The organism is Cellulomonas chitinilytica (genome assembly GCF_016862675.1).
Taxonomy (GTDB): Bacteria; Actinomycetota; Actinomycetes; order Actinomycetales; family Cellulomonadaceae; genus Cellulomonas; species Cellulomonas chitinilytica.
This window is the reverse complement of the sequence record NZ_BONK01000019.1, coordinates 36356-59079: the sequence shown is the minus strand read 5'-3', so window position 1 is coordinate 59079 and position 22724 is coordinate 36356. Positions and strand designations below refer to the sequence as shown.

General features: G+C 74.2%; 25 protein-coding genes and 1 riboswitch. Of the genes, 15 read left to right on the top strand and 10 right to left on the bottom strand.

Annotated elements, in window-relative coordinates; all coding sequences use genetic code 11:
- The first annotated feature begins 2 nt into the window (after positions 1-2).
- Genes Cch01nite_RS20980 through mnhG form a run of 5 tightly spaced genes read left to right on the top strand, consistent with a single transcriptional unit; the run spans position 3 to position 3433 of the window.
- Positions 3-482: a Na(+)/H(+) antiporter subunit C gene (locus Cch01nite_RS20980; RefSeq protein ID WP_203758481.1), complete on the top strand. Its 480-nt coding sequence runs from the start codon at positions 3-5 to the stop codon at positions 480-482.
- Positions 479-2053, top strand: coding sequence for a Na+/H+ antiporter subunit D (locus Cch01nite_RS20975; RefSeq protein ID WP_203758455.1), 1575 nt, complete (start codon positions 479-481; stop codon positions 2051-2053). Before Cch01nite_RS20980 ends, Cch01nite_RS20975 begins: the two co-directional genes overlap by 4 nt.
- Complete coding sequence (locus Cch01nite_RS20970) at positions 2050-2604, top strand: Na+/H+ antiporter subunit E (RefSeq protein ID WP_203758454.1); 555 nt, start codon at positions 2050-2052, stop codon at positions 2602-2604. The genes Cch01nite_RS20975 and Cch01nite_RS20970 overlap by 4 nt, the downstream gene beginning before the upstream one ends.
- The gene (locus tag Cch01nite_RS20965; protein ID WP_203758453.1) at positions 2601-3035 is read left to right on the top strand and encodes an MrpF/PhaF family protein; all 435 of its coding nucleotides are present in this window, start codon (positions 2601-2603) and stop codon (positions 3033-3035) included. Before Cch01nite_RS20970 ends, Cch01nite_RS20965 begins: the two co-directional genes overlap by 4 nt.
- Positions 3032-3433, top strand: a complete 402-nt coding sequence (mnhG, locus tag Cch01nite_RS20960) for a monovalent cation/H(+) antiporter subunit G (protein ID WP_203758452.1) — start codon at positions 3032-3034, stop codon at positions 3431-3433. The genes Cch01nite_RS20965 and mnhG overlap by 4 nt, the downstream gene beginning before the upstream one ends.
- 4 nt (positions 3434-3437) lie before the next feature.
- Here the strand turns inward: mnhG and Cch01nite_RS20955 are convergent, their stop codons facing one another.
- The 3 genes from Cch01nite_RS20955 to Cch01nite_RS20945 form a co-directional block, all read right to left on the bottom strand.
- Positions 3438-4016, bottom strand: coding sequence for a dienelactone hydrolase family protein (locus tag Cch01nite_RS20955; protein WP_203758451.1), 579 nt, complete (start codon positions 4014-4016; stop codon positions 3438-3440).
- Positions 4017-4108: 92 nt separating this feature from the next.
- A complete protein-coding gene (locus Cch01nite_RS20950) occupies positions 4109-4543 on the bottom strand; it encodes a MarR family winged helix-turn-helix transcriptional regulator (protein ID WP_203758450.1) in 435 nt (144 codons plus the stop codon).
- The gene (locus tag Cch01nite_RS20945) at positions 4540-4965 is read right to left on the bottom strand and encodes an SRPBCC family protein (RefSeq protein ID WP_203758449.1); all 426 of its coding nucleotides are present in this window, start codon (positions 4963-4965) and stop codon (positions 4540-4542) included. Before Cch01nite_RS20945 ends, Cch01nite_RS20950 begins: the two co-directional genes overlap by 4 nt.
- A gap of 128 nt (positions 4966-5093) precedes the next feature.
- On the opposite strand from Cch01nite_RS20945, the gene Cch01nite_RS20940 reads away from it, so the two are divergent.
- On the top strand, positions 5094-6596 hold the full coding sequence (locus tag Cch01nite_RS20940; protein ID WP_203758448.1) for a phytoene desaturase family protein: 1503 nt from the start codon (positions 5094-5096) through the stop codon (positions 6594-6596).
- Between the two features lie 18 nt (positions 6597-6614).
- On the opposite strand, the gene Cch01nite_RS20935 is transcribed toward Cch01nite_RS20940, so the two are convergent.
- On the bottom strand, positions 6615-6902 hold the full coding sequence (locus Cch01nite_RS20935; RefSeq protein ID WP_203758447.1) for a DUF4235 domain-containing protein: 288 nt from the start codon (positions 6900-6902) through the stop codon (positions 6615-6617).
- A 127-nt stretch (positions 6903-7029) separates the two neighbouring features.
- A riboswitch (TPP riboswitch) is annotated at positions 7030-7160 on the top strand.
- A gap of 86 nt (positions 7161-7246) precedes the next feature.
- Here Cch01nite_RS20935 and Cch01nite_RS20930 point away from each other — a divergent pair.
- The 4 genes from Cch01nite_RS20930 (at position 7247) to Cch01nite_RS20915 (ending at position 12122) form a co-directional block, all read left to right on the top strand.
- Positions 7247-8374, top strand: a complete 1128-nt coding sequence (locus Cch01nite_RS20930) for a thiamine ABC transporter substrate-binding protein (RefSeq protein WP_308439318.1) — start codon at positions 7247-7249, stop codon at positions 8372-8374.
- A complete protein-coding gene (locus Cch01nite_RS20925) occupies positions 8374-10140 on the top strand; it encodes an ABC transporter permease (RefSeq protein ID WP_203758446.1) in 1767 nt (588 codons plus the stop codon). The genes Cch01nite_RS20930 and Cch01nite_RS20925 overlap by 1 nt, the downstream gene beginning before the upstream one ends.
- Positions 10137-11186, top strand: coding sequence for an ABC transporter ATP-binding protein (locus tag Cch01nite_RS20920; RefSeq protein ID WP_203758445.1), 1050 nt, complete (start codon positions 10137-10139; stop codon positions 11184-11186). The genes Cch01nite_RS20925 and Cch01nite_RS20920 overlap by 4 nt, the downstream gene beginning before the upstream one ends.
- 111 nt (positions 11187-11297) lie before the next feature.
- Positions 11298-12122, top strand: a complete 825-nt coding sequence (locus Cch01nite_RS20915) for a hypothetical protein (RefSeq protein WP_203758444.1) — start codon at positions 11298-11300, stop codon at positions 12120-12122.
- Positions 12123-12143: 21 nt separating this feature from the next.
- On the opposite strand, the gene Cch01nite_RS20910 is transcribed toward Cch01nite_RS20915, so the two are convergent.
- The gene (locus tag Cch01nite_RS20910) at positions 12144-13232 is read right to left on the bottom strand and encodes a GNAT family N-acetyltransferase (protein ID WP_203758443.1); all 1089 of its coding nucleotides are present in this window, start codon (positions 13230-13232) and stop codon (positions 12144-12146) included.
- A gap of 53 nt (positions 13233-13285) precedes the next feature.
- Here Cch01nite_RS20910 and Cch01nite_RS20905 point away from each other — a divergent pair, with 53 nt between their 5' ends.
- Complete coding sequence (locus Cch01nite_RS20905) at positions 13286-13948, top strand: hypothetical protein (RefSeq protein WP_203758442.1); 663 nt, start codon at positions 13286-13288, stop codon at positions 13946-13948.
- Between the two features lie 246 nt (positions 13949-14194).
- On the top strand, positions 14195-15376 hold the full coding sequence (locus Cch01nite_RS20900; protein WP_239071177.1) for an Nramp family divalent metal transporter: 1182 nt from the start codon (positions 14195-14197) through the stop codon (positions 15374-15376).
- Between the two features lie 45 nt (positions 15377-15421).
- Here the strand turns inward: Cch01nite_RS20900 and Cch01nite_RS20895 are convergent, their stop codons facing one another.
- The 5 genes from Cch01nite_RS20895 to Cch01nite_RS20875 form a co-directional block, all read right to left on the bottom strand.
- Positions 15422-16771: an RNA polymerase sigma factor gene (locus tag Cch01nite_RS20895; RefSeq protein ID WP_203758441.1), complete on the bottom strand. Its 1350-nt coding sequence runs from the start codon at positions 16769-16771 to the stop codon at positions 15422-15424.
- Positions 16768-17049 carry a YciI family protein gene (locus Cch01nite_RS20890; protein WP_203758440.1) on the bottom strand — a complete coding sequence of 94 codons (282 nt, stop codon included), beginning with the start codon at positions 17047-17049 and terminating at the stop codon, positions 16768-16770. Before Cch01nite_RS20890 ends, Cch01nite_RS20895 begins: the two co-directional genes overlap by 4 nt.
- Positions 17046-17447, bottom strand: a complete 402-nt coding sequence (locus Cch01nite_RS20885; RefSeq protein WP_203758439.1) for a YciI family protein — start codon at positions 17445-17447, stop codon at positions 17046-17048. The genes Cch01nite_RS20890 and Cch01nite_RS20885 overlap by 4 nt, the downstream gene beginning before the upstream one ends.
- An 82-nt stretch (positions 17448-17529) precedes the next feature.
- Complete coding sequence (locus Cch01nite_RS20880; protein WP_203758438.1) at positions 17530-17877, bottom strand: YciI family protein; 348 nt, start codon at positions 17875-17877, stop codon at positions 17530-17532.
- Between the two features lie 3 nt (positions 17878-17880).
- A complete protein-coding gene (locus Cch01nite_RS20875) occupies positions 17881-18249 on the bottom strand; it encodes a YciI family protein (protein ID WP_203758437.1) in 369 nt (122 codons plus the stop codon).
- Positions 18250-18399: 150 nt separating this feature from the next.
- Here Cch01nite_RS20875 and Cch01nite_RS20870 point away from each other — a divergent pair, with 150 nt between their 5' ends.
- The 3 genes from Cch01nite_RS20870 to Cch01nite_RS20860 all read left to right on the top strand — a co-directional run bounded on the left by Cch01nite_RS20870 (position 18400) and on the right by Cch01nite_RS20860 (position 22673).
- The gene (locus Cch01nite_RS20870) at positions 18400-19140 is read left to right on the top strand and encodes an SDR family NAD(P)-dependent oxidoreductase (RefSeq protein WP_203758436.1); all 741 of its coding nucleotides are present in this window, start codon (positions 18400-18402) and stop codon (positions 19138-19140) included.
- Between the two features lie 175 nt (positions 19141-19315).
- Positions 19316-20188 carry a PadR family transcriptional regulator gene (locus tag Cch01nite_RS20865; RefSeq protein ID WP_203758435.1) on the top strand — a complete coding sequence of 291 codons (873 nt, stop codon included), beginning with the start codon at positions 19316-19318 and terminating at the stop codon, positions 20186-20188.
- Positions 20189-20441: 253 nt separating this feature from the next.
- Complete coding sequence (locus Cch01nite_RS20860; RefSeq protein ID WP_203758434.1) at positions 20442-22673, top strand: rhamnogalacturonan lyase family protein; 2232 nt, start codon at positions 20442-20444, stop codon at positions 22671-22673.
- The last annotated feature ends 51 nt before the right edge of the window (positions 22674-22724 follow it).

Sequence of the window (22724 nt, the reverse complement as noted above, 5' to 3'; positions counted from 1 at the left end):
ACATGAGCCCCAACCTCGTCCTCGTCGTGACGATCGCCGTGCTCTTCACGGTCGGCGTCTATCTGCTCCTCGAGCGCTCCCTGTCGCGCGTCCTCATCGGCGTGATCCTCATCGGCAACGGCGCGAACCTGCTGTTCCTCGTCGCGGGTGGCGCCGCGGGCGGACCGCCGATCGTCGGGGTCACGCCCGACGGCGAGATGAGCGACCCGCTGCCGCAGGCGATGGTCCTCACCGCGATCGTCATCACGCTCGGCATGACCGCGTTCCTGCTGGCCATGGCCTACCGGTCGTGGCAGCTGCACCGGCACGACGAGGTGCAGGACGACGTCGAGGACCGCCGCATCGCCCGCCTCGCCGCGATCGACGAGCTCGCCGTGCGGGACAGCGACGAGGAGGGCCCGGTGCCGACGCTCGACGAGGAGGCCGCCGAGGCGCACGACGAGACGGACGAGGGCCACCCGGTCGAGGAGGTGGCCCGATGAGCGACCTCTCCTGGGTCGTCCCGATGCCCGTCGTCGTCCCGCTGTTCGCGGCCGGGCTCGCGCTCGCGCTCTACCGGCGGCCCAACCTGCAGCGCATCGTGTCGGTCGGCGCGCTGACCATCGTGCTGGTCGCGTCGGTGGCCCTGCTCGTGGTCGTGGACGACGGCCCGCTCGTGGTCGACGTCGGCGGCTGGGCCGCACCCGTCGGCATCGACCTCGTCGCCGACCGCCTGTCGGCCCTCATGCTCACCATCTCGTCGGCCGTGACTCTCTGCGTCCTGCTCTACTCGCTGGCCCAGGGCAACGAGGACGACGAGGAGTCCGCGCCGATCTCGATCTTCCACCCGACGTACCTGGTGCTGACCGCCGGGGTCGCCGACGCGTTCCTGTCCGGCGACCTGTTCAACATCTACGTCGGGTTCGAGATCCTGCTCGCCGCGTCGTTCGTGCTGCTGACCCTCGGGGGCACCGGCGAGCGGATCCGCGCGGGGACGATCTACGTGGTCGTGGCCCTGCTCTCGTCGGTGCTGTTCCTGGTCGCCCTCGCGATGATCTACGCCGCGTGCGGCACGGTGAACCTCGCGCAGCTCGCCCTGCGGCTGCCTGAGATCGACCCCGGCGTGCGGCTCGTGCTGCAGGTGCTGCTGATCCTCGCGTTCGCCATCAAGGCGGCCGTGTTCCCGCTGTCCGCGTGGCTCCCGGACTCCTACCCGACGGCCCCCGCACCCGTCACCGCGGTGTTCGCCGGCCTGCTCACCAAGGTCGGCGTCTACGCGATCATCCGCACCCAGACCCTGCTGTTCCCCGACGGCCGGCTCGACGACGTGCTGCTGTGGCTCGCGCTCGCGACGATGGTCGTCGGCATCCTCGGCGCGGTCGCGCAGGACGACATCAAACGGCTCCTGTCGTTCACGCTGGTCAGCCACATCGGGTACATGGTGTTCGGCATCGCCCTGTCCACCGACGAGGGCTGGACGGCCGCGATCTACTACGTCGCGCACCACATCACCGTGCAGACGGCCCTGTTCCTCGTCGTCGGGCTCGTGGAGCGTGCGGGCGGGTCGACGTCCCTGACGAAGCTCGGCGGCCTGGCCAAGCTCACGCCCGTGCTGGCGATCCTGTTCTTCGTGCCCGCGATGAACCTCGCCGGCATCCCGCCGCTGTCCGGGTTCCTCGGCAAGGTCGGGCTGCTGCAGGCCGGCGTCGCGGTCGGCACCCCGCTCGCGTACGTGCTCGTCGTCGGGTCCGTCGTCACGTCGCTGCTCACCCTGTACGCGCTGGTCAAGGCGTGGAACAAGGCGTTCTGGCAGACCCCGCCCGTCGAGCGCCCGCCCGTGCGGCTGCCGTTCGGGATGGTCGGCCCTGCCGCCGCGCTCGTCGCCGTCGGCCTCACCCTGACGCTCGCCGCCGGACCGCTGTACGCCTACACGGGACGGGCCGCCGTCGCCCTCACCGAGCGGACGCCGTACATCGACGCCGTGCTGCCCGACGGCGAGCGGGGCACGGGCGAGTCCGCGAAGCTGACGGACGTCGCCTCCGACGGGTCTCACGAGACGGGGAGCGACGGATGAGCCTGCACCCGCGCCGCGCCCGGTGGCGCACCCAGTGGGCCACGGTCGTGTGGCTGACCGTCGTGTGGGTGTTCCTCTGGGGCGACCTGTCCGTCGGCAACGTGCTCGCGGGGCTCGTGATCGGGTTCGTCGTGACGACCGGTCTGCGGATGGCGCCCATCTGGTTCCACGGGCACCTGCGGTTCTGGCCGCTCCTGCACCTGGTCGGCCGGTTCGCCGTCGACCTCGTGCGGGCGTCGTTCGAGGTCAGCCTCATCGCGCTGCGCCCCCGGTACACGCCGCGCGGCGCCGTGATCGGCGTCCAGCTGCGCAGCCACTCCGACCTGTACCTCACGCTCACCGCCGAGCTGTGCTCGCTCGTGCCGGGCTCCCTGGTCGTCGAGGCGCACCGGCTCACCGGGATGCTCTACCTGCACGTGCTCGACGTCCGGCAGTCCGGCGGCATCGAGGCGGCCCGGCAGGTCGTGCTCGACCAGGAGGCACGCGTGCTGCGGGCGTTCGCGTCCGACGAGGAGCTCGCGGCCGCTCATCTCGTGGCGGTGGGACCGTGAGCGTCGTCGTGCTGGTGTGCTCCGCCCTCCTCGTCGCCGGGGCGGCGCTCGCGGTGGTCCGGGCCGAGAAGGGTCCCTCGATGCTGGACCGGACCGTCGCCCTCGACATCGTCGTCACCACGATGCTCGCCGGCATCGCGCTGTACGCCGCGGTGTACCGCCGGGCCGACGTGGTGCCGATCCTCGTGGTGCTGTCGCTCGTCGGGTTCGTGGGGTCGGTGACGATCGCGCGGTTCGCGTCCGTGGAGCCCGAGGGCGAGGGGCGGGTGCGCACCCGCGAGGAGATCGCCGCCGAGGAGGCCGCCCGACGGGCCGCCGAGGACGCGGACGTCGCCGCCGCCGAGCAGGCGGTGAGCGGCGATCACCACGAGCACCCGCCCGTCGACACCGACGAGCACCACGGCGGCGGAGCAGCGGGGGAGGTCCGATGACGCACGGAGCCTGGGACACGGTCGCGGACGTCGTGTCGATGGTCTGCCTGCTCGGTGGCGCGTTCCTCGCCTTCGCCGCCGGTGTCGGCGTGCTGCGCTTCCCCGACCTGCTCTCGCGCATGCACGCCGGCACGAAGCCGCAGGTCCTGGGCCTGGTCCTGATGCTCGTCGGGCTCGCGCTGCGCCTGCGGTCCGGTGGGGCGGTGTGGGCGCTCGTGCTGGTCGTCGTGTTCCAGATGCTCACCGCACCCGTGGCCGCCCACATGGTCGGCCGGGCCGGGTTCCGGACGGGGAAGGTGCGCTCCGACCTGCTCGTGGTCGACGAGCTGACCCGGGACCTCGGGGACGCGAACGGCGCCGGGCCCGGCGCGCCACCCGACGGCCGCGCCGGCCGCTAGCGCGTCACCCGAGCCGGTCGAGGAACGCGAGCACCCGCTCGGTGACCAGCGCCGCCGCGGCCGGGTCGGACGACGCGAGGCTCCCGTCGGTGAACAGGTGCCGGTCGACGGGGTAGACGAACAGCTCGCCGTCCTCCACCGACGCGACCAGGGCGCGGGCCGCGTCGATGTCCCCCTCGCCCGCGAAGAACGGGTCGGCGTCCCCGCCGTGCACCTGCACCGGCACACCCGCGGGCCAGCCGTCGCCGAACTCGGTCGGGGGCACGCAGGACTCGAGCAGCACCGCGCCGCGCGCGCCGGGCCGGGTCTGGGCGAGGAGCTGGGCGGACATGACCCCGAGCGAGATGCCGGCGTAGACGAGGCCGTCGGGCAGCCCGTCCGCGGCGGCCCGGCCGCGCTCCATGACGGTGCCGAACCCGACCTCGCCCGCGTACGCGATCCCGTCGTCGAGGGTCGCGAACGTGTGCCCGTCGTACAGGTCGGGCGTGTGCACGGTGTGACCGGCGCCGCGCAGGGCGTTCGCGAGGGCGAGGACGCCGGGCGTCAGCCCCTGGGCGTGGTGGAACAGCAGGATCTCGGCCATCTCGACCTCCGGTGACGGTGGGGCAGGCCCGGTCGCGGTCCTGCGGGGACGATCGTGCCGCGAACCTCCCACATCCGACCACCGGCCGGGACTCACCCCGACGCGGCGAGCGTCGCCAGCACAGTCACCAGGGCGGGCGTGTCGACGGCCGCGAAGAACTCGGCGTCCGCCGCCTCGACCTCCTCGATCGCCCGCCGGGCGAGCGCGGCGCCCTCGTCCGTGACGGTGACGACCTTCGCGCGGGCGTCGGTCGGGTGCGCGGCCCGCCGGACGAGTCCCTTGCCCTCCAGCCGCGCGACGACGTCGGAGGTCATCTTCACGTCGGTGCCCGCCTGGGCCGCGAGCCGCACCTGGGTCGGTGGCTCGTCGGTCGACGCCAGCCACCATGCGCAGGCCAGCAGGACGAACTGCACGTGCGTGAGGCCGAGCGGGGCGAGCGTGGCCGTCATGGTGCGCTGCCACGACATCGTCGCGTGCCACATGAGGAAGCCGGGGCTCTGCGACGGGCCGCCCGCGAAGCGGGTCATGCGTGCTGCCCGGCCGCGGAGAGCAGCGCCGCCATCGACTCGGGGAAGTCGCCGCTGATCTGCGGGCCGAGCTCGGGCCCGGTCGTGTCGGCGCCGTGGCCGGTGATCTCGAGGCGGTGGGTGACCCGCGTGCCGCCGTCGTCGAGCGGGGCGAGCGTGTGCCGGAACAGGAGGGTGACGTCGCCGAAGGTGGTCTCGTCGGCGTAGGTGCGCTCCTCGACGACGTCGACGATGGTCGACTCGAACGTGCCGGGTCCGCCGTCGGGCGTGACCGACAGCGTGGTGCCGACGGCGAACGGCCCGTGCAGCTCGAAGACGTCGGCCCCGGGGTAGGTGAGCGTGCCCCGGTGCAGGTCGACGAGGGCGGCCCAGACGGTCGCCGGGGTCAGGGCGGTCTCGGTGGTGTGCTCGGTGGTCCACACGGTGTCTCTCCTCGCCTGGTGATTTAGTCCGTGCACCGACTATAGGCGCACGGACTAAATCACCACAAGAGGTGTGCCCGCTGACGCCCGCCCGGGGTGGTGCTTGAATCGCACGAGGAGGCACGCACATGACCGGGGACGTCGTGGTCGTCGGCTCGGGGCCCAACGGGCTCGCGGCCGCCGTCACCCTCGCCCGCGTCGGGCTGCGCGTCACCGTCCTGGAGGCCCAGCCCACCGTCGGCGGCGGCGCCCGGACGCTCGACCTCGGCCTGGCCGACGGGATCGTGCACGACGTCTGCTCCGCCGTGCACCCGATGGCGTGGGCGTCGCCGTTCTTCGGCGAGTTCGACCTCGCGGCCCGGGGCGTCGAGCTCCTGACCCCCGAGGTGTCGTTCGCGCAGCCGCTCGCGGACGGCCGCGCCGGCCTCGCCTGGCGGGACCTCGACCGGACCGTCGAGGGGCTCGGGGTCGACGGCCCCGCCTGGCGCGACGTCCTCGGCCCCCTCGTCGCCGACCACGAGCGCACCGTGCAGGTCGCGCTCAGCGACAAGCGCAGCATCCCCGTCGGGCTGCTGCCCCACGGCACGAAGGCCGCGCTGCACTTCGGGCTCGAGGTCGTCGAGCACGGCACGCGCGCGTGGGACCGCCGGTTCTCCGACGACGTCGCCCCCGCGCTGCTCACCGGCGTCGCGTCGCACGCCATCACGCCCGTGCCGTCCCTGGCCGCCGCGGGCACGGCCCTGCTGCTCGCGACCCTCGCGCACGCCGGCGCGGGCTGGCCCATCCCGCGCGGCGGCTCCGGCGCGATCGTCGCGGCGCTCGTCGCCGACCTGGTCGCGCACGGCGGCCAGGTCGTCACCGACCACTCCGTGCGGACCCACGCCGACCTGCCGCCCGCGCACTGCTACCTGTTCGACACCACGCCGCGCGCCGTCGTCGAGATCCTCGGCGACCGGCTCCCGGCCCGCACCCGCCGCGCGTTCACGTCGTTCCGGCACGGCAACGCCGCCGCCAAGGTCGACTTCGTGCTGTCCGGACCGGTGCCGTGGACCGTGCCCGACGTCGGCCTCGCGGGGACCGTGCACGTCGGCGGGACGCGCGCCGAGATGGCGGCGGCCGAGGCCGACGTCGAGGCCGGACGCCACGCCGCCCGCCCGACGACCCTGGTCAGCGACCCGACCGTCGTCGACCCCGGCCGCGCCACCGGTGGCCTGCGACCCCTGTGGACGTACGCGCACGTGCCGGCGTACTCCGACGTCGACGTCACCGAGGCGGTCACCGCCCACATCGAGCGGTACGCCCCCGGGTTCCGGGACGTCGTCGTCGCGTCCCGGTGCGTCCCGGCGAACCGGATGAGCGAGCACGACGCGAACTACGTCGGCGGCGACATCGCCGGAGGCGCCGCGACGCTCGGCCAGATGCTCGCGCGGCCGACCGCGCGCCTCAACCCCTACGCCACCGGACGCGACGGGGTGTACCTGTGCTCGGCGTCGACGCCGCCCGGACCCGGGGTGCACGGGCTGTCCGGGTGGTACGCCGCCCGGCGGGTGCTCCGCGAGGTGTTCTGCGAGCCGGCCGTCCCGGACCTGTCGCCGCTGCCGCGCCTCACGGTCGACGACCCGTCCATCTGACGGGGCGCCTTCCGGGCGTCAGAGCGGGTCGGTCCTGCGCTTGCGCTCGATCTTCGCCACGTACCGCGTGGTGCCGCGGGTCGCGAGGACGCGGGAGACCCCGACGACGGCCCCCATCGCGGCTGCGGCGGCGACGAGCTCGCCGAGCGACGAGTCGTCGTCCGCGTTGTCGGGCTGGGGGGCGGGGCGCCCGGCGAACGCCTTCCACGCCTGGTTGACGACCTGCCGCGCGACCATCGCCGCGAGGATCGTGACGGCGGCGCCGGCGATCTTCGCGACCATCGAGTGCGAGGACTGCTCCTCCATGACGAACCTCCAGGTGACGGGCCTGCGAACGGGCCTGCCGCCCACCGTAACTGGCGACCGGGAGAGTCGCCGCCGCACGGGTCTGGACGCCCGTCCGGGCGCCGTCCGGCGCGGGCGTAGGATCGCGGACGAACGACAGGGGAGCGTCAGGCGGACCGGCACGCAGCCGGCCCACCGGGACGCTGAGAGTGCGGACCACCGCAGACCCTCGAACCTGATCCGGTTGGTACCGGCGTAGGGAGTCGGGCTTCTCAGTCTCCGTGGTCGTCGCCGACGTCCCCGCGGGGACACCGGACGACGGGCGCGGCGACCCCCTCCTTCATGACCAAGGAGGAGCACCACACATGGCGAGCACGTCCTCGCACCCGGGCCGCAGCCCCCGCAGCGCCCGCACCCGCAGCGCCCGCACCCGCATGACCGCCGCCGCCGCGGCGGCCCTCGGACTGGCCCTCGCGGGCTGCTCGGCGATCGGCACGTCGTCGGCCTCGGACGGCGACGCGACGTCGACGTCGTCGGGCACCGTCACGCTCGTCGCGCACGACTCGTTCGGGCTGTCGGACGGCATCCTCGACGACTTCACGAAGGAGACGGGCCTGAAGGTCGAGGTCGTCCAGCCGGGCGACGCGGGCACGCTCGTCAACCAGCTCGTCCTCACCAAGGACGCCCCGCTCGGCGACCTCGCGTACGGCATCGACAACTCGTTCGCGTCCCGCGCGATCGACGAGGGCGTCGTCGTGCCGTACACGTCGAGCGCGCCCGCCGCGAAGGACGCCGCGCAGTACGCGGTCGGTGGCAGCGACGCGCTCACCGCCGTCGACCTGGGCGACGTGTGCATCAACACGGACCACACGTGGTTCACGGAGCACGGCCTGGCCGAGCCCAGCACGCTCGACGACCTGACGAAGCCCGAGTACAAGGACCTGCTCGTCGTCCCGAACGCCGTGACGTCGTCGCCGGGCCTGGCGTTCCTGCTCGCGACCGTCGGCGCGTTCGGCGAGGACGGCTGGCAGGACTACTGGACGAAGCTCAAGGCCAACGGCCTGAAGGTCGCGGACGGCTGGACCGAGGCGTACGACACGGACTTCAGCGGCGGCGGCGGCAACGGTCCGCGCCCGATCGTCCTGTCGTATGCGTCGTCGCCGCCGTTCACCGTGCCTGAGGGTGGCACCGAGCCGACCACGGGCGCGCTGCTCGACACGTGCTTCCGCCAGGTCGAGTACGCGGGAGTCCTCGCGGGGGCGAAGAACCCGGAGGGTGCGCAGAAGCTGCTCGACTTCCTGCTGTCCGACGAGGTGCAGGACGACATCCCCGGGACGATGTACATGTACCCGGTGAGCAGCACCGCGACGCTGCCCGACGACTGGGCGACGTGGGCCCCGCTCGCCACGAAGCCGTTCTCGGTCGCCCCCGACGAGATCACCACGAACCGTGAGGCGTGGCTCGCCGACTGGTCGGAGATCGTGATCGGCTGATGAGCACGGCGACCGCGACCCGACCCGACCTGCCGGTGACCGGTGGGCCGGGTCGGGTCGCGCGCCCGTCGCGCCCCTCCGCGGGGCAGGTGCTGTTCTGGTCGGCCGCCGTCGCCGTGCCACTGCTGTTCCTCGGGGTGTTCTTCGCGTGGCCGGTCGTCGTGATGGTCGGCCGGGGGTTCGTCACCGACGGGCACCTCGACCTGTCCGCGTTCGCCGAGGTGTTCTCGCGGCCGCGCACGTGGCGGATCGTCGGGCTGACGCTCGCACAGGCGTCGATCGCGACGGCCCTGTCCGTGCTGCTCGGGCTGCCCGGCGCGTACGTCCTGCACCGGCGGCGGTTCCGCGGCCGGTCCGTGGTGCGGGCGCTGGTCACCGTGCCGTTCGTGCTGCCCACCGTCGTGGTCGGCGTCGCGTTCCGGTCGCTGCTCGTCGACGGCGGCCCGCTGGGGTTCCTGCACCTCGACGGCACGTTCGCCGCGATCGTGTCGGCCCTCGTGTTCTTCAACTACGCGGTCGTCGTGCGGGCCGTCGGGGGGCTGTGGGAGCGGCTCGACCCGCGCGCCGCCCAGGCCGCCCGGGCGCTCGGCGCGTCGCCGTGGCGGGCGTTCCGCACGGTCACGCTGCCCGCCCTGACCCCGGCGATCGCGTCCGCCGCGTCGCTCACGTTCCTGTTCTGCGCGACCGCGTTCGGCACGGTGCTCGTGCTCGGCGGGCTGCAGTTCGGCACGATCGAGACGGAGATCTGGATCCAGACGACGCAGTTCCTCGACCTGCGCGCGGCCGCCGTGCTGTCGGTCGTGCAGCTCGTCGTCGTCGCCGGGGTCCTCGTCGTCGCGGGCCGGGCCCGGTCCCGCCAGGAGCGGGCGCTCGCGCTGGGCGCCCCGTCCCAGACCGTCCGGGCGCTCACGCTGCGCCGGCCCGCCGGGAGGCCACGGGGCGACGGGCACGCACCCGCGCTCGCCGCCGCGGCCGTCACGGCCGTCGTCGTCGCGCTCCTCGCGCTGCCCCTCGTGAACCTCGTCGTCCGGTCGCTGCGGGTCGGCGACCGCTGGGGGCTGGACCACTACACGGCCCTCGGCACGACCGGTGGCGCGCTCACCGTGACCGTCTGGCAGGCCACCCTCAACTCGTTGCGCGTGGCCGTCGACGCGACCGTGCTCGCGCTCGTCGTCGGGGGCCTCGTCGCGCTCGTCGTGTCGCGGCGCCCCCGACGGACCGCCGGCCGGCGTGCCGTCGCCGGGCTCGACGCGCTGTTCATGCTGCCGCTCGGGGTGTCGGCCGTGACCGTCGGCTTCGGGTTCCTGCTGTCGATGCACCACCCGTTCGGGCTCGACGTCGACCTGCGGACGTCGCCGGTGCTCGTGCCGATCGCGCAGGCCGTCGTCGCCGTGCCGCTCGTCGTCCGGACCGTCCTGCCCGTGCTGCGCGCGATCGACCCGCGCCTGCGGGAGGCCGCCGCGACGCTCGGCGCGGGACCGGGCCGCGTGCTGCGGACCGTCGACCTCACGATCGCCGCCCGGTCCGTCGGCCTCGCCGTCGGGTTCGCGTTCGCGGCGTCCCTCGGGGAGTTCGGCGCGACGTCGTTCCTCGCCCGCCCCGACCGGCCCACGCTGCCGGTCGTGATCTTCCGGCTCATCGGGCGACCCGGGGCCGACACCTACGGGATGGCGCTCGCCGCGTCCGTGGTGCTCGCGGTGCTCACCGCCGGCATCGTCGCGGCGTGCGAGCGGCTGCGCGCCGCAGGAGCGGGAGGCGAGTGGTGAGCAGGGGTCTGGACGTTCGCAGGGCCGTGGTGCGCTACGGGCCGACCACGGCCGTCGACGGGGTGACGCTGCACGTCGCACCCGGCGAGGTCGTCGCGCTGCTCGGGCCGTCCGGGTGCGGCAAGTCGTCGCTGCTGCGGGCCGTCGCGGGGCTCGAGCCGCTCGCCGGCGGGTCGGTCGCGTTCGACGGGGTGGGGGTCGACCGGATCCCCGTGCACCGCCGCGGGTTCGGGCTGATGTTCCAGGACGGGCAGCTGTTCGCGCACCGGGACGTCGCCGGGAACGTCGCCTACGGCCTGCCGGCGACGGGCGTGCGCCGCTCGTCGTCGCGGCGCGCGGATATCGCCCGGGTCGACGAGCTGCTCGACCTCGTCGGCCTCGCCGGCTACGGACCCCGGCCCGTCGCCACCCTGTCCGGCGGCGAGCGCCAACGGGTCGCGCTCGCCCGCGCGCTCGCACCCACCCCGCGGCTCCTCCTGCTCGACGAGCCGTTGTCCGCCCTCGACCGCGCCCTGCGGGAACGGCTCGCCGTCGACCTGCGCGCCGTGCTCGTCGCGACCGGCACCACCGCGGTCCTCGTCACCCACGACCAGGACGAGGCCTTCGCCGTGGCCGACCGGGTCGCCGTGATGCGCGCCGGGCGGCTCCTGCAGGTCGACGCCCCCGCCGACCTGTGGCGCCGCCCCCGGTCCCGCGAGGTCGCCGAGTTCCTCGGCTACGAGGCCTTCGTCGCCGCGTCCTCCCGCGCCGCGGACCCGCTGACCGCGGCGCTCGCGCGGGACCTGCGGGACGACGACGTCGTGGCCCTCGCCGAGGGGGCGTTCGTCGTGCGCACGGGCGGCGGGGACCCCGACGCCGTCAAGGGGGAGGTGCGGGGCGTGACGTCCCGCCGCGGCCGGTCCGAGGTGCGCGTCGACGTCGACGGGATCGGCACTGTCACCGCCCTCGCACCCGTCGGGGCCCGGTTCGACGCCGGGACCGTCCTGCCGCTCGTCGTCGACCCGGACGCGCTCGCGGTCCTGCCCGGGAGCGACGTCCACGACTGACCCGTCCGCCGGTCACGGGCGACGTCGGTGGGCAACCGCGCGCCGCCCGCACTACCGTCGGAACCGTCCGGGCAGCACGGACCGGGCACCCGCCGACGAGGGGTGAGAGCGATGACGTCAGACCGCCGCGAGATCGTGTCGATCGACATCCCGGTCCCGATGGCGACCGTCTGGGAGCACCTGCGCGACCCGCAGCTGATCCACCGCTGGTACGGCTGGGACGACCCGGGCCTCGACGACGAGATCCACCGCGTGTTCCTCGACCGGTCCATCGAGGAGCACGTGTTCGAGGGCGACAAGGTCGTCCAGGAACGTCCCGTCGAGGGCCGTCGCATCGAGGGCGACACCACGACCCGGCTGCTGTCCTGGCCGAACCGCAAGGGCGACGTCGTCGCCGTGCGGTCCACCGTGCACGAGCCGGGGCACACCCACTTCATCGTCACCCGCCCGAGCCACGACGGCCGCTCCACGTACGACGGTGTGCGCGACGAGATCGACGAGCACTGGATCGCGTCCGCGCAGCAGCTGAAGTTCGCGCTGACCGTGCAGCCCGGGCAGGAGCGGCGCACCCTCAGCGTGTTCGGGCTCGACGCCGGCGACCGGCACGACCGGCTCCTCGACCGTGCCGGGCTGCGCGGCATCCACGGCGTCCCCCTCGGCGGCCACGTGCAGGCCCGCCGGCCCGACGGGACGCTCCTCGGCGGCACGCTCGTCTACAAGGAGGACCAGCAGTTCGGGCTCGCGCTGCACGGCATCACCGAGTCGTTCCTCGTGATCTTCGAGACGCCCGTCGCCAGCCGGCCGCCGCACGGCACCGTCGGCGCCGTGCTCAGCGTGTACGGGCTCGACGACGGGACGTTCGAGCAGGTCCGCGAGCGGTGGTCCGGGTGGTGGCGGGGGTCGCTGCCGAGCGGGCAGGCGGCCGTCGGGATGTGACTCGGCCGGCGGCCGGCCGGCTCAGGTGAGCCGGAGCTGCCACTCGCCGGAGCCGCCCGCCGGACGGAACCCGAGCGCGATGTTGATGTCGAGCATGAACGAGTTCTCCTCGGCGTTCCACGTGCCGACCCGACGGACGGTGGGGCGCTCGCGGGCCAGCAGCTCGAGGTTCGCCGCCTTGACGAGCATGCCGAGCCGTCGACCGCGGTGCTCCCGGATCACGAGCGTGTCCTCCTGCGCCACGTACCTGTCGGTGTGCGGGAACACGAGCAGCACGGTGTACGCGGCGAGCGTGCGGGTCGGCACGTGCTCGGCGGCCGTGACGACGAGCTCCCAGCCGCGCTCCGCGAACTGCGCCTCGGTGGTGCGGATGCGGGCGGGGTCCCAGACGTCCTCCTTGAAGTCGAGGTCGCCCAGCGGGACGTCGGTGCTCATCCGCGTGTTGAGCTTCGCGTACTCGTCGAGCCACTCGTCCGGGCAGTGCGTCCCCCAGGAGACCATCCGGTAGTCGTCGCCGGCACGCTCCTGCGCGGCGGCCCGGTGCGCCGCGAGCACCGCGGGGTCGATCGGGACGTCGAGCACGGAGTACCGCTCCACCTGGGCGAGCTCCCAGCCACGCTTCAGCGCGAACCGCACCCCCCGGTCCTCGGTGTCGACCCGGCCGGAGCCCGTCGACGGGCTGAGCGTGGTCGGCCCCTCGGGCGGTTCGACCTGCTGGTCCGACGACGCGATCACCGTCGTCCGGCCGGCCTCGCGCGCGACCTGCAGCGCCCGGTCGTGCAGCGCCGAGCCGACGCCCTGACCCTGGTGCGCGCGCAGCACGCCCATGTCGAACGTCGCCTGGTGCGTGTTGTCCTGCAGGGGGAGGTTCATCGCGAGGTACCCCCACGGGTCGCCGCCCTCCGGCCCGACCATGAAGCGCAGCTTGCGCACGTACGTCTGGTCGTGCAGCCCGCCGAGCTCGTCGGGAAGGCTCCGGTGGAAGTCGTCGACCCCCCACGACTCCTCGATGACCGCGTTGCGCACGTCGAGGTACGCGCGCAGCACCTCCGCCCCGGGATCGTCCAGGGTGGCGGGTACCGGGATCTCGGTGATCGACCACGATGTCATGACGTCCACGATCCGCCTGTGCCGGGCGTCGGTCGAGGCGATTTACTTCGAGCATGCTCGAACTCATCGGTTGGGCCGGGTCGCTGCTCGTCATCGTGTCGCTGATGCAGGCGCGGGTGCTGCGGTTCCGGGTGCTGAACCTCGTCGGCGCGTTCCTCGCGACCGTCTACAACACGGCGATCGGCGTCTGGCCGTTCGCCGCGATGAACGCCGTGATCTCCGTCATCGACATCTACTGGCTGTGGCGGCTGACCCGGGAACGGCACGACGACCAGGTGTACGCCGTCGTCGAGGTGGCGCCCGACGACGCGTACCTCCAGCACATCCTGAAGGTGCACCGCGACGACATCGCGCAGTTCCAGCCGGGGTTCGCGCTCGACGCGCCGGCGGCCGAGCCGTCGGCACCGGAGGTCGCCGGGTCGGCCGACGGGCGGGCGTCGTTCCTCGTCGTGCGCGGGGACGAGACCGTCGGCGTGGTCGTCGTCCGCGGGGTCGGGGACGGCGTCGGGCGCGTGGAGCTCGACTGGGTGAGCCCGCGGTTCCGGGACTTCACGCCGGGGGAGTTCGTGTACCGGCGCAGCGGGGTGTTCGCGGCGCACGGGTTCCGGTCGCTCGTCGTCGAACCGGCCCCGAAGAGCACCGAGTACCTGCAGAAGGTCGGCTTCCGGCCTCGCGACGGGGTGTGGGAGCGGCAGGTGGAGGACGTCGCCGCCTGACCGCGGCGCGGGACGACGGGCGGCAGCGGGCCGCTCGGGCGCGCGCCGGTGCATGGATGTGGGTGACCACGAGTAGAGTTTCGGGTAACCGAACTTGCTGGAGGTCCCGTGGACGCCGACGTCCCGCGCAGCGTCGCCGACGAGCCGGTCGCCGACGTGCTCGACGGTGGGACCCCACCCGCGGTCGGCCGCCCCGGCACCGCCGTCCTCGACCGGCCCGCCCCGCGCCGCGGCCGCACGCCCCTCCTGCTCGGGCCCGCGTTCGTCGCGGCCATCGCGTACGTCGACCCGGGGAACGTCGCCGCGAACCTCACCGCGGGCGCCCGCTACGGGTACCTGCTGCTGTGGGTGCTCGTCGTCGCGAACGGCATGGCCGTGCTCGTGCAGTACCAGTCCGCGAAGCTCGGCCTCGTCACCGGCGACTCGCTGCCCGGCGTGCTCGGCGGCCGGCTGCGGCGGGGCCCGCGGCTCGCCTACTGGGTGCAGGCCGAGGTCGTCGCGGCGGCCACCGACATCGCGGAGGTCGTCGGCGGGGCCATCGCGCTGCAGCTCCTGTTCGGCGTGCCGTTGCCGCTGGGCGGGGTGATCGTCGGGGTCGTCTCGATGGGGCTGCTCCTCACGCAGAACCGGTACGGCCAGCGGCGGTTCGAGTCGGTCGTCGTCGCCCTGCTCGCCGTCATCACCATCGGGTTCCTGTGCGGTCTCGTGGTCAGCCCGCCCGACGCCCGCGGCGTGCTGTCCGGCCTGGTCCCGCGGTTCGACGGGCCCGACTCGGTGCTGCTCGCCGCGAGCATGCTCGGCGCGACCGTCATGCCGCACGCCATCTACGTGCACTCCGCGCTCGTCCGCGACCGGCACGGGAAGGCGTCGGGGTCCGCCCGTGTGCGGCTGCTGCGCGCCACCCGCTGGGACGTCGGCACGGCCCTCGTCATCGCCGGGCTCGTCAACATCGGGCTGCTGCTGCTCGCCGCGTCCGGTCTGCGCGGGGCCGCCGGCACCGACTCGATCGAGGGGGCGCACGCGGCGATCGTCGTCGCGCTCGGGCCGGCGGTCGGCATCGCGTTCGCCGTCGGGCTGCTCGCCTCCGGCCTCGCGTCCACCTCCGTCGGCGCGTACGCGGGCGCCACGATCATGGAGGGCCTCCTGCACCGCCGGGTCCCGCTGCTGGTCCGGCGCGTCGTCACCCTCATCCCCGCCGTGGTGCTGCTCGCCGCGGGCGCCGACCCGACGTGGACCCTCGTGCTCAGCCAGGTGGTGCTGAGCTTCGGCATCCCGTTCGCCGTCATCCCGCTGGTCCGCCTCACCCGGGACCGCGCCCTGATGGGCACCGCCCGCAACGGCCCGTGGCTGCACGCCGTGCTGATCACGGTCGTCGTGATGGTCGTCGCCCTGAACCTGACCCTGCTGTACCTGCTCGTGGCGACCTGACCCGACCGGTGTCGCCCGTCGCCGTCTCCCGGATGCGCGGGGGCGTCAGGCCTCCTGCAGGGCGGCCAGGCGGGTCTCGAGATGGTGGCGCTCCGCCGGGTTCGACACCAGGGTGAGGGCCTGGCGGTACGCCGCCGCGGCCGCCGCCGGGTGCCCGGCGCGGGTGAGCAGCTCGGCGCGGACCGCGGGGACGCGGTGGTGCCGGGGGAGGGCGTCCTCGAGGCCGTCGAGCAGCTGCAGGCCGGCCTCCGGGCCGGACGCCTCGGCGACGGCGACCGCCCGGGCCAGCCGGACCACCGGCGACTCCGTGAGTGCCTCGAGGTCGGCGTAGAGGGCGGCGATGACGTCCCACCGGGTGTCGGCGGCGGCGGGGGCGGTCGCGTGCTCCGCGGCGATGAGGGCCTGCAGCCGGTACTCCTGGGCGAGCGCGCTGGTGCGGCGGGCGGACCGGTCGACCTCGTCGTCGGGGGAGGCCGGCGCTTCGGGCCCGACCGCCGGCGACGTGGCCGGCGCGCGGGACGCCAGGAGGGCGACCGCCTCGGCGATCTCGTCGCGGTGCCACCGGCTGCGGTCCTGGTCGGGCAGCAGCACGAGCCGGCCCTCGGCGTCGAGGCGGGTGTCCCGGCGGGAGTGCTGCAGGAGCAGCAGGGCGAGCAGGGCCCGCACGACGTCGCGCCCGGGGAGGAGGTCGTCGAGCACGCGCAGCAGCCGGATCGCCTCGTCGCCGAGGTCCACGCGCAGCGGCACGTCGCCGACGCCCGGGTGGTAGCCGGACGTGAAGGCGAGGTAGACGACGGTCGCGACCACGTCGAGCCGCTCGTCGAGCCTTGCGGCGGGCGGGGTCGCGAACGGGATGCCGGACGACGCGAGCCGCTTCTTCGCCCGGGTCAGGCGCGCGGCCATCGCGGTCTCCTGGACGAGCAGCAGCCGGGCGATCTCGGCGGTCGACAGGCCGACGACGAAACGGAGCGTCAGGGCGACGCGGTCGTCGGGCGCGAGCGCCGGGTGGCAGCAGGTGAAGACGAGCCGGAGCTGCTCGTCGGCGACGTGCGCACCGGGGTCGACGGCGGCGGCCGCGAGGGCGCGCATCTCGTCGTCGACGACCATGAGGGGTTCCTTCCGGCGCAGCACGGACTCGCTGCGGAGCCTGTCGAGGACCCGGCGGCGGGCCGCCGTGAGCAGCCACGCGCCGGGGTTGGTCGGGATGCCGTCCACCGGCCAGTGCTTCGCGGCGGACTCGAACGCGTCGGACACGGCGTCCTCGGCGAGGTCGGGCCGCGCGAACTGGCCGATGAGCAGGCCGATGAGACGGGACCAGTGGGCGTGCCAGGCCTCGGCGACCGCGGCTGCGGCTACCGCTGCGGCCGACGTGGTCGGTGCGGGTGCGTCGGTCATCCGGCCACCGGTCGTACCTCGAAGGCGCCGGTCGCGGTGTCGGGCAGCACGTCGAGCACCGCGTCGAGGTCGGGCGCGTCGAGCAGCAGGACCCCGGCGAGCGGCCCGTCTCCCTCGTCGGACGGCCGGTCGAGGGCGAGCCGCCGCAGCACCGTCGTGGCGGTCTCGGAGGGCCGGACGACCTCCCGGGCCAGCACGGTGACGCCGCACCGCGCGGCCCGGGAGGCGAGGCCGCCGTCGTCGACCGACGCCCCTCGCTCGAGCACGACGAACCTCACGAGGCGTGCCCCACGAGCGAGGGGTCCTCGGGCACGGGCCGGCCGTCGACGTACGTGACGGTCGGGCGGATCTCGACGGTGCCGCCGTTGACGAGCATCGGGCCGACGGCGTCGGTCAGCGCGTCGAGGTCGTCGGTCGTCACGAGGTAGAACCCGCCGAGCTGCTCCGCCGTCTCCGCGTAGGGCCCGTCGGTGACGGTGAACCCGTCGCCGGAGGGCCGGACCGACCGCGACCGTCGCGAGGGCCGCAGCGCCGCCTGGCTCCGGACCGACCAGCCCTGCGCGTCGCAGTACGCGCGGAACGCGAGGTGCGCCTCCCACGACCGGGCGAGGGCCTCGGGCGGCAGGGCCTCCTCGTGCTCGTCGACGCGGTGCAGCATCACCATGTACTCGGTCATCGGGGGTCCTCCCGGTCCGACGGGCGCCGGTGCGTCCGTTCGTCCAGATGACGTGCGGACCGCCCGCCGATCGACAACGGCGTCACAGCTGCATGATCTCGCGCACCTCGAGGGTGTAGTGCGCGGGGAGCAGGTGGGCGTGCTTGAGGACGGTGTCGGCGTCGGGCGCCTCGAGCAGGTAGAACCCGCCGAGCTGCTCGGCGGTCTCCGCGAACGGGCCCTCGGTGACCTGGGTGGTGCCGTCGGGCCGGCGCAGCGTGAGGGCCGTCGCGACCCGTTGCAGGGCCTCGCTCGCGACGATCGTGATCCCGTGCTCGGCGGCGCGCGCGGAGTACTCGCGGTGCTGCCGGAAGTACTCGGCCTGCGCCGCCTCGTCGGCGGCCGCCCAGACCTCTTCGTCCTCGTAGATCAGCACGACGAACGTGGACATCGCTCACACCTCCGAGTGGTCGACGACGGGTCGGATCTCGGCGGTCTCCGACTCGCGCTGGAGCGCGCCGACGAGCTGGACGAGGTCGTCGAGGTCGTCGGTCTCGACGAGGTAGAGCCCGCCGAGCTGCTCGGCGGTCTCGGCGAACGGCCCCTCGGTCACCTGGATCGGCCCGTCGGCCGGCCGTCGCACGAGGATCGAGGTCGACGAGTGCTGGAGCTCCTCGCCGCCGACGATCTTGTGCCCGTTCTCGGCGCAGCGGGCGCCGAAGATCCGGTGGTCCTCGTCGGTCCGCTCCCGCAGGCGCTCGTCGCGGGCGGCCCACACGTGCTCGTCCCCGTGCAGGAGGACGAGGTAGCGCGCCGTGGTCATGGTCGGTCCTTTCGTCGTCGCGAGCACCCTCACTGTGCCCGTCGGGGGGATGACGCGCGAGGGTCCCGGAAATCGACAGGCGGCGTCGGGGCCGGCTGCACAGACTGGACGGACGTGCCGGGACCGGCCCGGCGACCGGGAGGGGACGACGTGCGACGAGCTGTGGTGACGGGTGGCGGGACGGGCATCGGGCTCGCGGTGACGCGGCGGCTGGTGGCCGACGGTGCGGACGTGGTGGTCGTCGGGCGGCGACGGGACGTGCTGGAGCGGGCGGCCGCGGAGGTCGACGCGGCGGCGGGCCGGTCGGCCGTGACGGTCGAGACGGCGGACCTGCGCGAGCCCGACGAGGTGGCGGCGCTCGCGGGACGGGTGGTCGAGGGCGGGCCGGTGGACGCGCTGGTGCTGAACGCCGGCGGGATGCTCGAGCGGGAGGGCGACGGCCTGGCGGAGACGGCGCGGCTGTGGACGGACGAGTTCCGGCTGAACGTCCTCACGACCGTGCTGCTCGGCGAGGCGCTGCTGCCGCACCTGACGCGGCCGGGCGGGAGGGTCGTGGCGATGAGCTCGGTGGCGGCGCTGCGCGGCGCGGGGTCGTACGGGGCGGCGAAGGCGGCGATCAACTCGTGGGTCACGGGGCTGGCGGGGTCGGTGGCCCGGGACGGCATCACGGTGAACGCGGTCGCTCCGGGTTTCGTCCCGGACACGGAGTTCTGGGACGGACGGCTGGACGACGAGCAGCGACGGGCGCGGGTGGCGCGGATCCCTGCGGGCCGGCCGGGGACGGTCGAGGAGGTGGCGGCGGCGGTCGCGTACCTGACGGGTCCGGACGCGGGGTGGACGACGGGCCAGGTGCTCGCGGTCCACGGCGGCGCGGTGCTCGCCCGGCTCTGAGCGGACTGTATCGATAGGGTTGCCAACGATAGGTCAGCGATATATCGTTACGGCATCCGGTCGAGGACACGCGTCCTCCCGGAGGCCGCCCGGCCGCGACATGCACGGCATGCCCGGCCCCGCGGCACGGCCCCCGCCGACCGGCCCGGGCCTCCCGCGAACCCAGGAGCACCCCATGAACCCCCACGACCGACACCCCCGACGCGGCCCCCGGCCGCCCTACGACCCCACCTCGCCCGACGTCGACGCCACCCGCGGGTGGCGCCCCCGCCGTCGCCGCGACGACTTCCCCGGCTCCCCGTCCGACGACACCGGTCTCGACCCGCGCAGCGGCGACCCGCGCCGCTCGGGCGGTCCGCGCGGCGGACACCCCGGACCCGACCAGGGCCACGGGTACGAGCACGAGCACGGGCACGACCACGAGCACGGGCACGGCTACGGCCGCGGCCCCGAGCGTGGTCGCGGGTTCGGCCCCGGCTTCGGCCCGGGCTTCGGACCCGGCGGCCCCCGCTTCGAGGGCCGCCGCGGCGGACCCGGCGGCCGCCGTGCAGGCCGCGGCGACATCCGCGCCGCGATCCTCCTGCTGCTCGCCGAGCAGCCCATGCACGGCTACCAGCTCATCCAGGAGATCCTCGACCGGTCGGGCGGCCAGTGGCGGCCCAGCCCCGGTGCGATCTACCCGGCGCTCAACCTCCTCGAGGACGAGGGCCTCGTGGCCCTCACTGCCGAGTCGGGCCGCAAGATGGCCAGCCTGACGACCGAGGGAGTCGCGTACGTCGAGGCGAACGCCACCTCGCTCGGCACGCCCTGGCAGGACGCCGCCGGGCGCCCCGCCCACCCGGGCCGCGCCCTGCGCGCCGCCCTCGACGCCCTCGGCGGAGCCGCCGTCCAGGTCGCCCGCACGGGCTCGGAGGACCAGGTCGCCCAGGCGCTCACGGTCCTCGACGCCGCGCGACGGGACCTCTACCTGATCCTCGCGGGCGCCACGCCCGGCGGGCCGGCGGACGCCGACGCTGCGGCATCCGACGCTCCGGCGTCCGACGCCTGACGCTCTTCCCCGGCCGCGCGTCGCCCCGGCCCACCCGCCCCCGCCCCCGGCTCCCGCCGAGCCGGGGGCGGTCGAGACCACCATGAGTGCTCCTCCGCACCCCCGGAGCGGCGCTCATGGTGGTCTCGGCGGCCGGCGACATCGTTACCCATCGGCCTGAAACGGTTCACAGGGCCGCGGGTGGCCCACCTCGCGGCCTACGGTCGGGCCCGGCGCCGGGAAGCGCCATCCGGACACCGTCGAGGGAGATGCCATGTCCAGAGGACGAGGGCTGGTCGCCACCGTGCTGGCCGCCGGGCTGGGGGTCACGGGCGCCGGGCTGGTCGGCGCGGCCACCGCCTCGGCGGCCGTCGCGTGCCGCGTGACGTACACGGTGACCAACCAGTGGAGCACCGGGTTCGGCGCCGACGTGAAGATCGAGAACGTCGGCGACGCGGTCTCGGGCTGGCGCCTGACGTGGTCGTTCGGCGCGGGCCAGACGATCACGCAGGCGTGGAACGGCACCGCGACGCAGTCCGGGTCGAACGTCACGGTCACCGACGCCGGGTACAACGGCGCGATCCCGTCGGGCGGCTCGGCCGGCTTCGGTTTCAACGGGACCTGGAACGGCAGCAGCAACCCGGTGCCGACCAGCTTCGCGCTCAACGGCACGACGTGCACCGGCACGGTCCCGACGACGAACCCGACGACCACCCCCACGACCACCCCGACCGTCGAGCCGACCCCCACCGCCTCCCCGACGACCCCGCCGCCCCCGTCGGGCACCGCCTGGCAGGCCGAGAACCTCGACCGCGGCCTCATCAGCGTCCGCTCGGGCAGCGGCAACCTGGTCCAGTGGCGGCTGCTCGGCACCGAGCCGGCGAGCACGGGCTTCAACGTGTACCGCAGCGGCACGAAGCTCAACTCCAGCCCGATCACCTCGTCGACGAACTACCTCGACAGCGGCGCCGCAGCGGACGCGAGCTACACGGTCCGCGCGGTCGTCAACGGCACGGAGCAGGCCGCCTCGGCCGCGGCCCTGAAGTTCTCGAACGGCTACCTCGACGTGCCCATCCAGAAGCCGGGCAGTGCCTACGAGGCGAACGACGCGAGCGTGGGCGACCTCGACGGCGACGGCGACCTCGACATCGTCCTGAAGTGGAACCCGACGAACGCGAAGGACAACTCGCAGTCGGGTGTCACCGACAACGTCTTCGTCGACGGCTACCGGCTCGACGGCACCCGGCTGTGGCGGATCGACCTGGGCCGCAACATCCGCGCCGGGGCGCACTACACGCAGTTCCAGGTGTACGACTACGACGGCGACGGCACCGCCGAGGTCGCGATGAAGACGGCCGACGGCACCACGTCGGGCACGGGCCAGGTGATCGGCAGCGCGAGCGCCGACTACCGGAACTCGTCCGGCTACGTCCTGTCCGGCCCGGAGTACTTCACGGTCTTCAACGGCCGGACCGGCGCGATCCTCGCGACGACCGACTTCGTCCCGCCGCGCGGCACGGTGTCGAGCTGGGGCGACTCCTACGGCAACCGGGTCGACCGGTTCCTCGCCGGCACGGCGTACCTGGACGGCCAGCGACCGTCGATCATCGAGGCCCGCGGCTACTACACGCGCACGGTGATCACGGCGTGGGACTGGCGCGACGGGAAGCTGACGCGGCGGTGGACGTTCGACTCGAACGACTCGGGCAACAGCACGTACGCCGGCCAGGGCAACCACGCGCTCATCACGGCCGACGTCGACGGTGACGGCCGTCAGGAGATCGTGTACGGGGCCATGGCGATCGACGACAACGGCAAGCCGCTGTGGAACACCCGGACCGGCCACGGCGACGCGGCCCACCTCGGCGACCTGATCCCCGGCCGTCCCGGTCTGGAGTACTTCAAGGTCACCGAGGACGCCAGCCAGCCGGACTCCTGGATGGCCGACGCGCGCACGGGCCAGATCCTGTGGAAGACGTCCGCGACGACGGACAACGGCCGCGGCGTCTCGGGCGACATCTGGTCGGGCAGCGCGGGCGCCGAGTCGTGGTCGTCGTCGGACTCGTCGCTGCGGGACACCACGGGCGCGGCGATCGGCCGCAAGCCCGGGTCGACGAACTTCCTGGCCTGGTGGGACGCCGACACCACCCGTGAGCTGCTCGACGGCACGCACGTCGACAAGTACGGGACGAGCGGCGACACCCGCCTCCTGACGGCGTCAGGCGTGCACTCGAACAACGGCACCAAGTCGACGCCGTCCCTGTCCGGCGACCTGCTCGGCGACTGGCGCGAGGAGGTGGTCTGGCCGACGTCCGACGACTCCGCCCTGCGGATCTACGCGACGCCGACCGTCACCACCACCCGTCTGTGGACCCTGCTGCACGACCAGCAGTACCGCACCGCGATCGCGTGGCAGAACACGGCGTACAACCAGCCGCCGCACCCGGGGTTCTTCCTGGGGACGCCGTTCACGATGCCCGCCCAGCCGAACGTCTACACCCGCTGAGGACCGGCGGCTGAGCGGTCACCTCCCGCCGCTCAGCCGTCGACGGGGCAG

What these genes read in the sequence shown, in the direction of transcription:
- Cch01nite_RS20980 (WP_203758481.1), top strand. Translation starts at nt 3, where the DNA reads ATGAGCCCCAACCTCGTCCTCGTCGTGACGATCGCCGTGCTCTTCACG.
- Cch01nite_RS20975 (WP_203758455.1), top strand. Translation starts at nt 479, where the DNA reads ATGAGCGACCTCTCCTGGGTCGTCCCGATGCCCGTCGTCGTCCCGCTG.
- Cch01nite_RS20970 (WP_203758454.1), top strand. Translation starts at nt 2,050, where the DNA reads ATGAGCCTGCACCCGCGCCGCGCCCGGTGGCGCACCCAGTGGGCCACG.
- mnhG (WP_203758452.1), top strand. Translation starts at nt 3,032, where the DNA reads ATGACGCACGGAGCCTGGGACACGGTCGCGGACGTCGTGTCGATGGTC.
- Cch01nite_RS20955 (WP_203758451.1), bottom strand. Translation starts at nt 4,016, where the DNA reads ATGGCCGAGATCCTGCTGTTCCACCACGCCCAGGGGCTGACGCCCGGC.
- Cch01nite_RS20950 (WP_203758450.1), bottom strand. Translation starts at nt 4,543, where the DNA reads ATGACCCGCTTCGCGGGCGGCCCGTCGCAGAGCCCCGGCTTCCTCATG.
- Cch01nite_RS20940 (WP_203758448.1), top strand. Translation starts at nt 5,094, where the DNA reads ATGACCGGGGACGTCGTGGTCGTCGGCTCGGGGCCCAACGGGCTCGCG.
- Cch01nite_RS20935 (WP_203758447.1), bottom strand. Translation starts at nt 6,902, where the DNA reads ATGGAGGAGCAGTCCTCGCACTCGATGGTCGCGAAGATCGCCGGCGCC.
- Cch01nite_RS20930 (WP_308439318.1), top strand. Translation starts at nt 7,247, where the DNA reads ATGGCGAGCACGTCCTCGCACCCGGGCCGCAGCCCCCGCAGCGCCCGC.
- Cch01nite_RS20925 (WP_203758446.1), top strand. Translation starts at nt 8,374, where the DNA reads ATGAGCACGGCGACCGCGACCCGACCCGACCTGCCGGTGACCGGTGGG.
- Cch01nite_RS20915 (WP_203758444.1), top strand. Translation starts at nt 11,298, where the DNA reads ATGACGTCAGACCGCCGCGAGATCGTGTCGATCGACATCCCGGTCCCG.
- Cch01nite_RS20910 (WP_203758443.1), bottom strand. Translation starts at nt 13,232, where the DNA reads ATGACATCGTGGTCGATCACCGAGATCCCGGTACCCGCCACCCTGGAC.
- Cch01nite_RS20905 (WP_203758442.1), top strand. Translation starts at nt 13,286, where the DNA reads ATGCTCGAACTCATCGGTTGGGCCGGGTCGCTGCTCGTCATCGTGTCG.
- Cch01nite_RS20895 (WP_203758441.1), bottom strand. Translation starts at nt 16,771, where the DNA reads ATGACCGACGCACCCGCACCGACCACGTCGGCCGCAGCGGTAGCCGCA.
- Cch01nite_RS20885 (WP_203758439.1), bottom strand. Translation starts at nt 17,447, where the DNA reads ATGACCGAGTACATGGTGATGCTGCACCGCGTCGACGAGCACGAGGAG.
- Cch01nite_RS20880 (WP_203758438.1), bottom strand. Translation starts at nt 17,877, where the DNA reads ATGTCCACGTTCGTCGTGCTGATCTACGAGGACGAAGAGGTCTGGGCG.
- Cch01nite_RS20875 (WP_203758437.1), bottom strand. Translation starts at nt 18,249, where the DNA reads ATGACCACGGCGCGCTACCTCGTCCTCCTGCACGGGGACGAGCACGTG.
- Cch01nite_RS20865 (WP_203758435.1), top strand. Translation starts at nt 19,316, where the DNA reads ATGAACCCCCACGACCGACACCCCCGACGCGGCCCCCGGCCGCCCTAC.
- Cch01nite_RS20860 (WP_203758434.1), top strand. Translation starts at nt 20,442, where the DNA reads ATGTCCAGAGGACGAGGGCTGGTCGCCACCGTGCTGGCCGCCGGGCTG.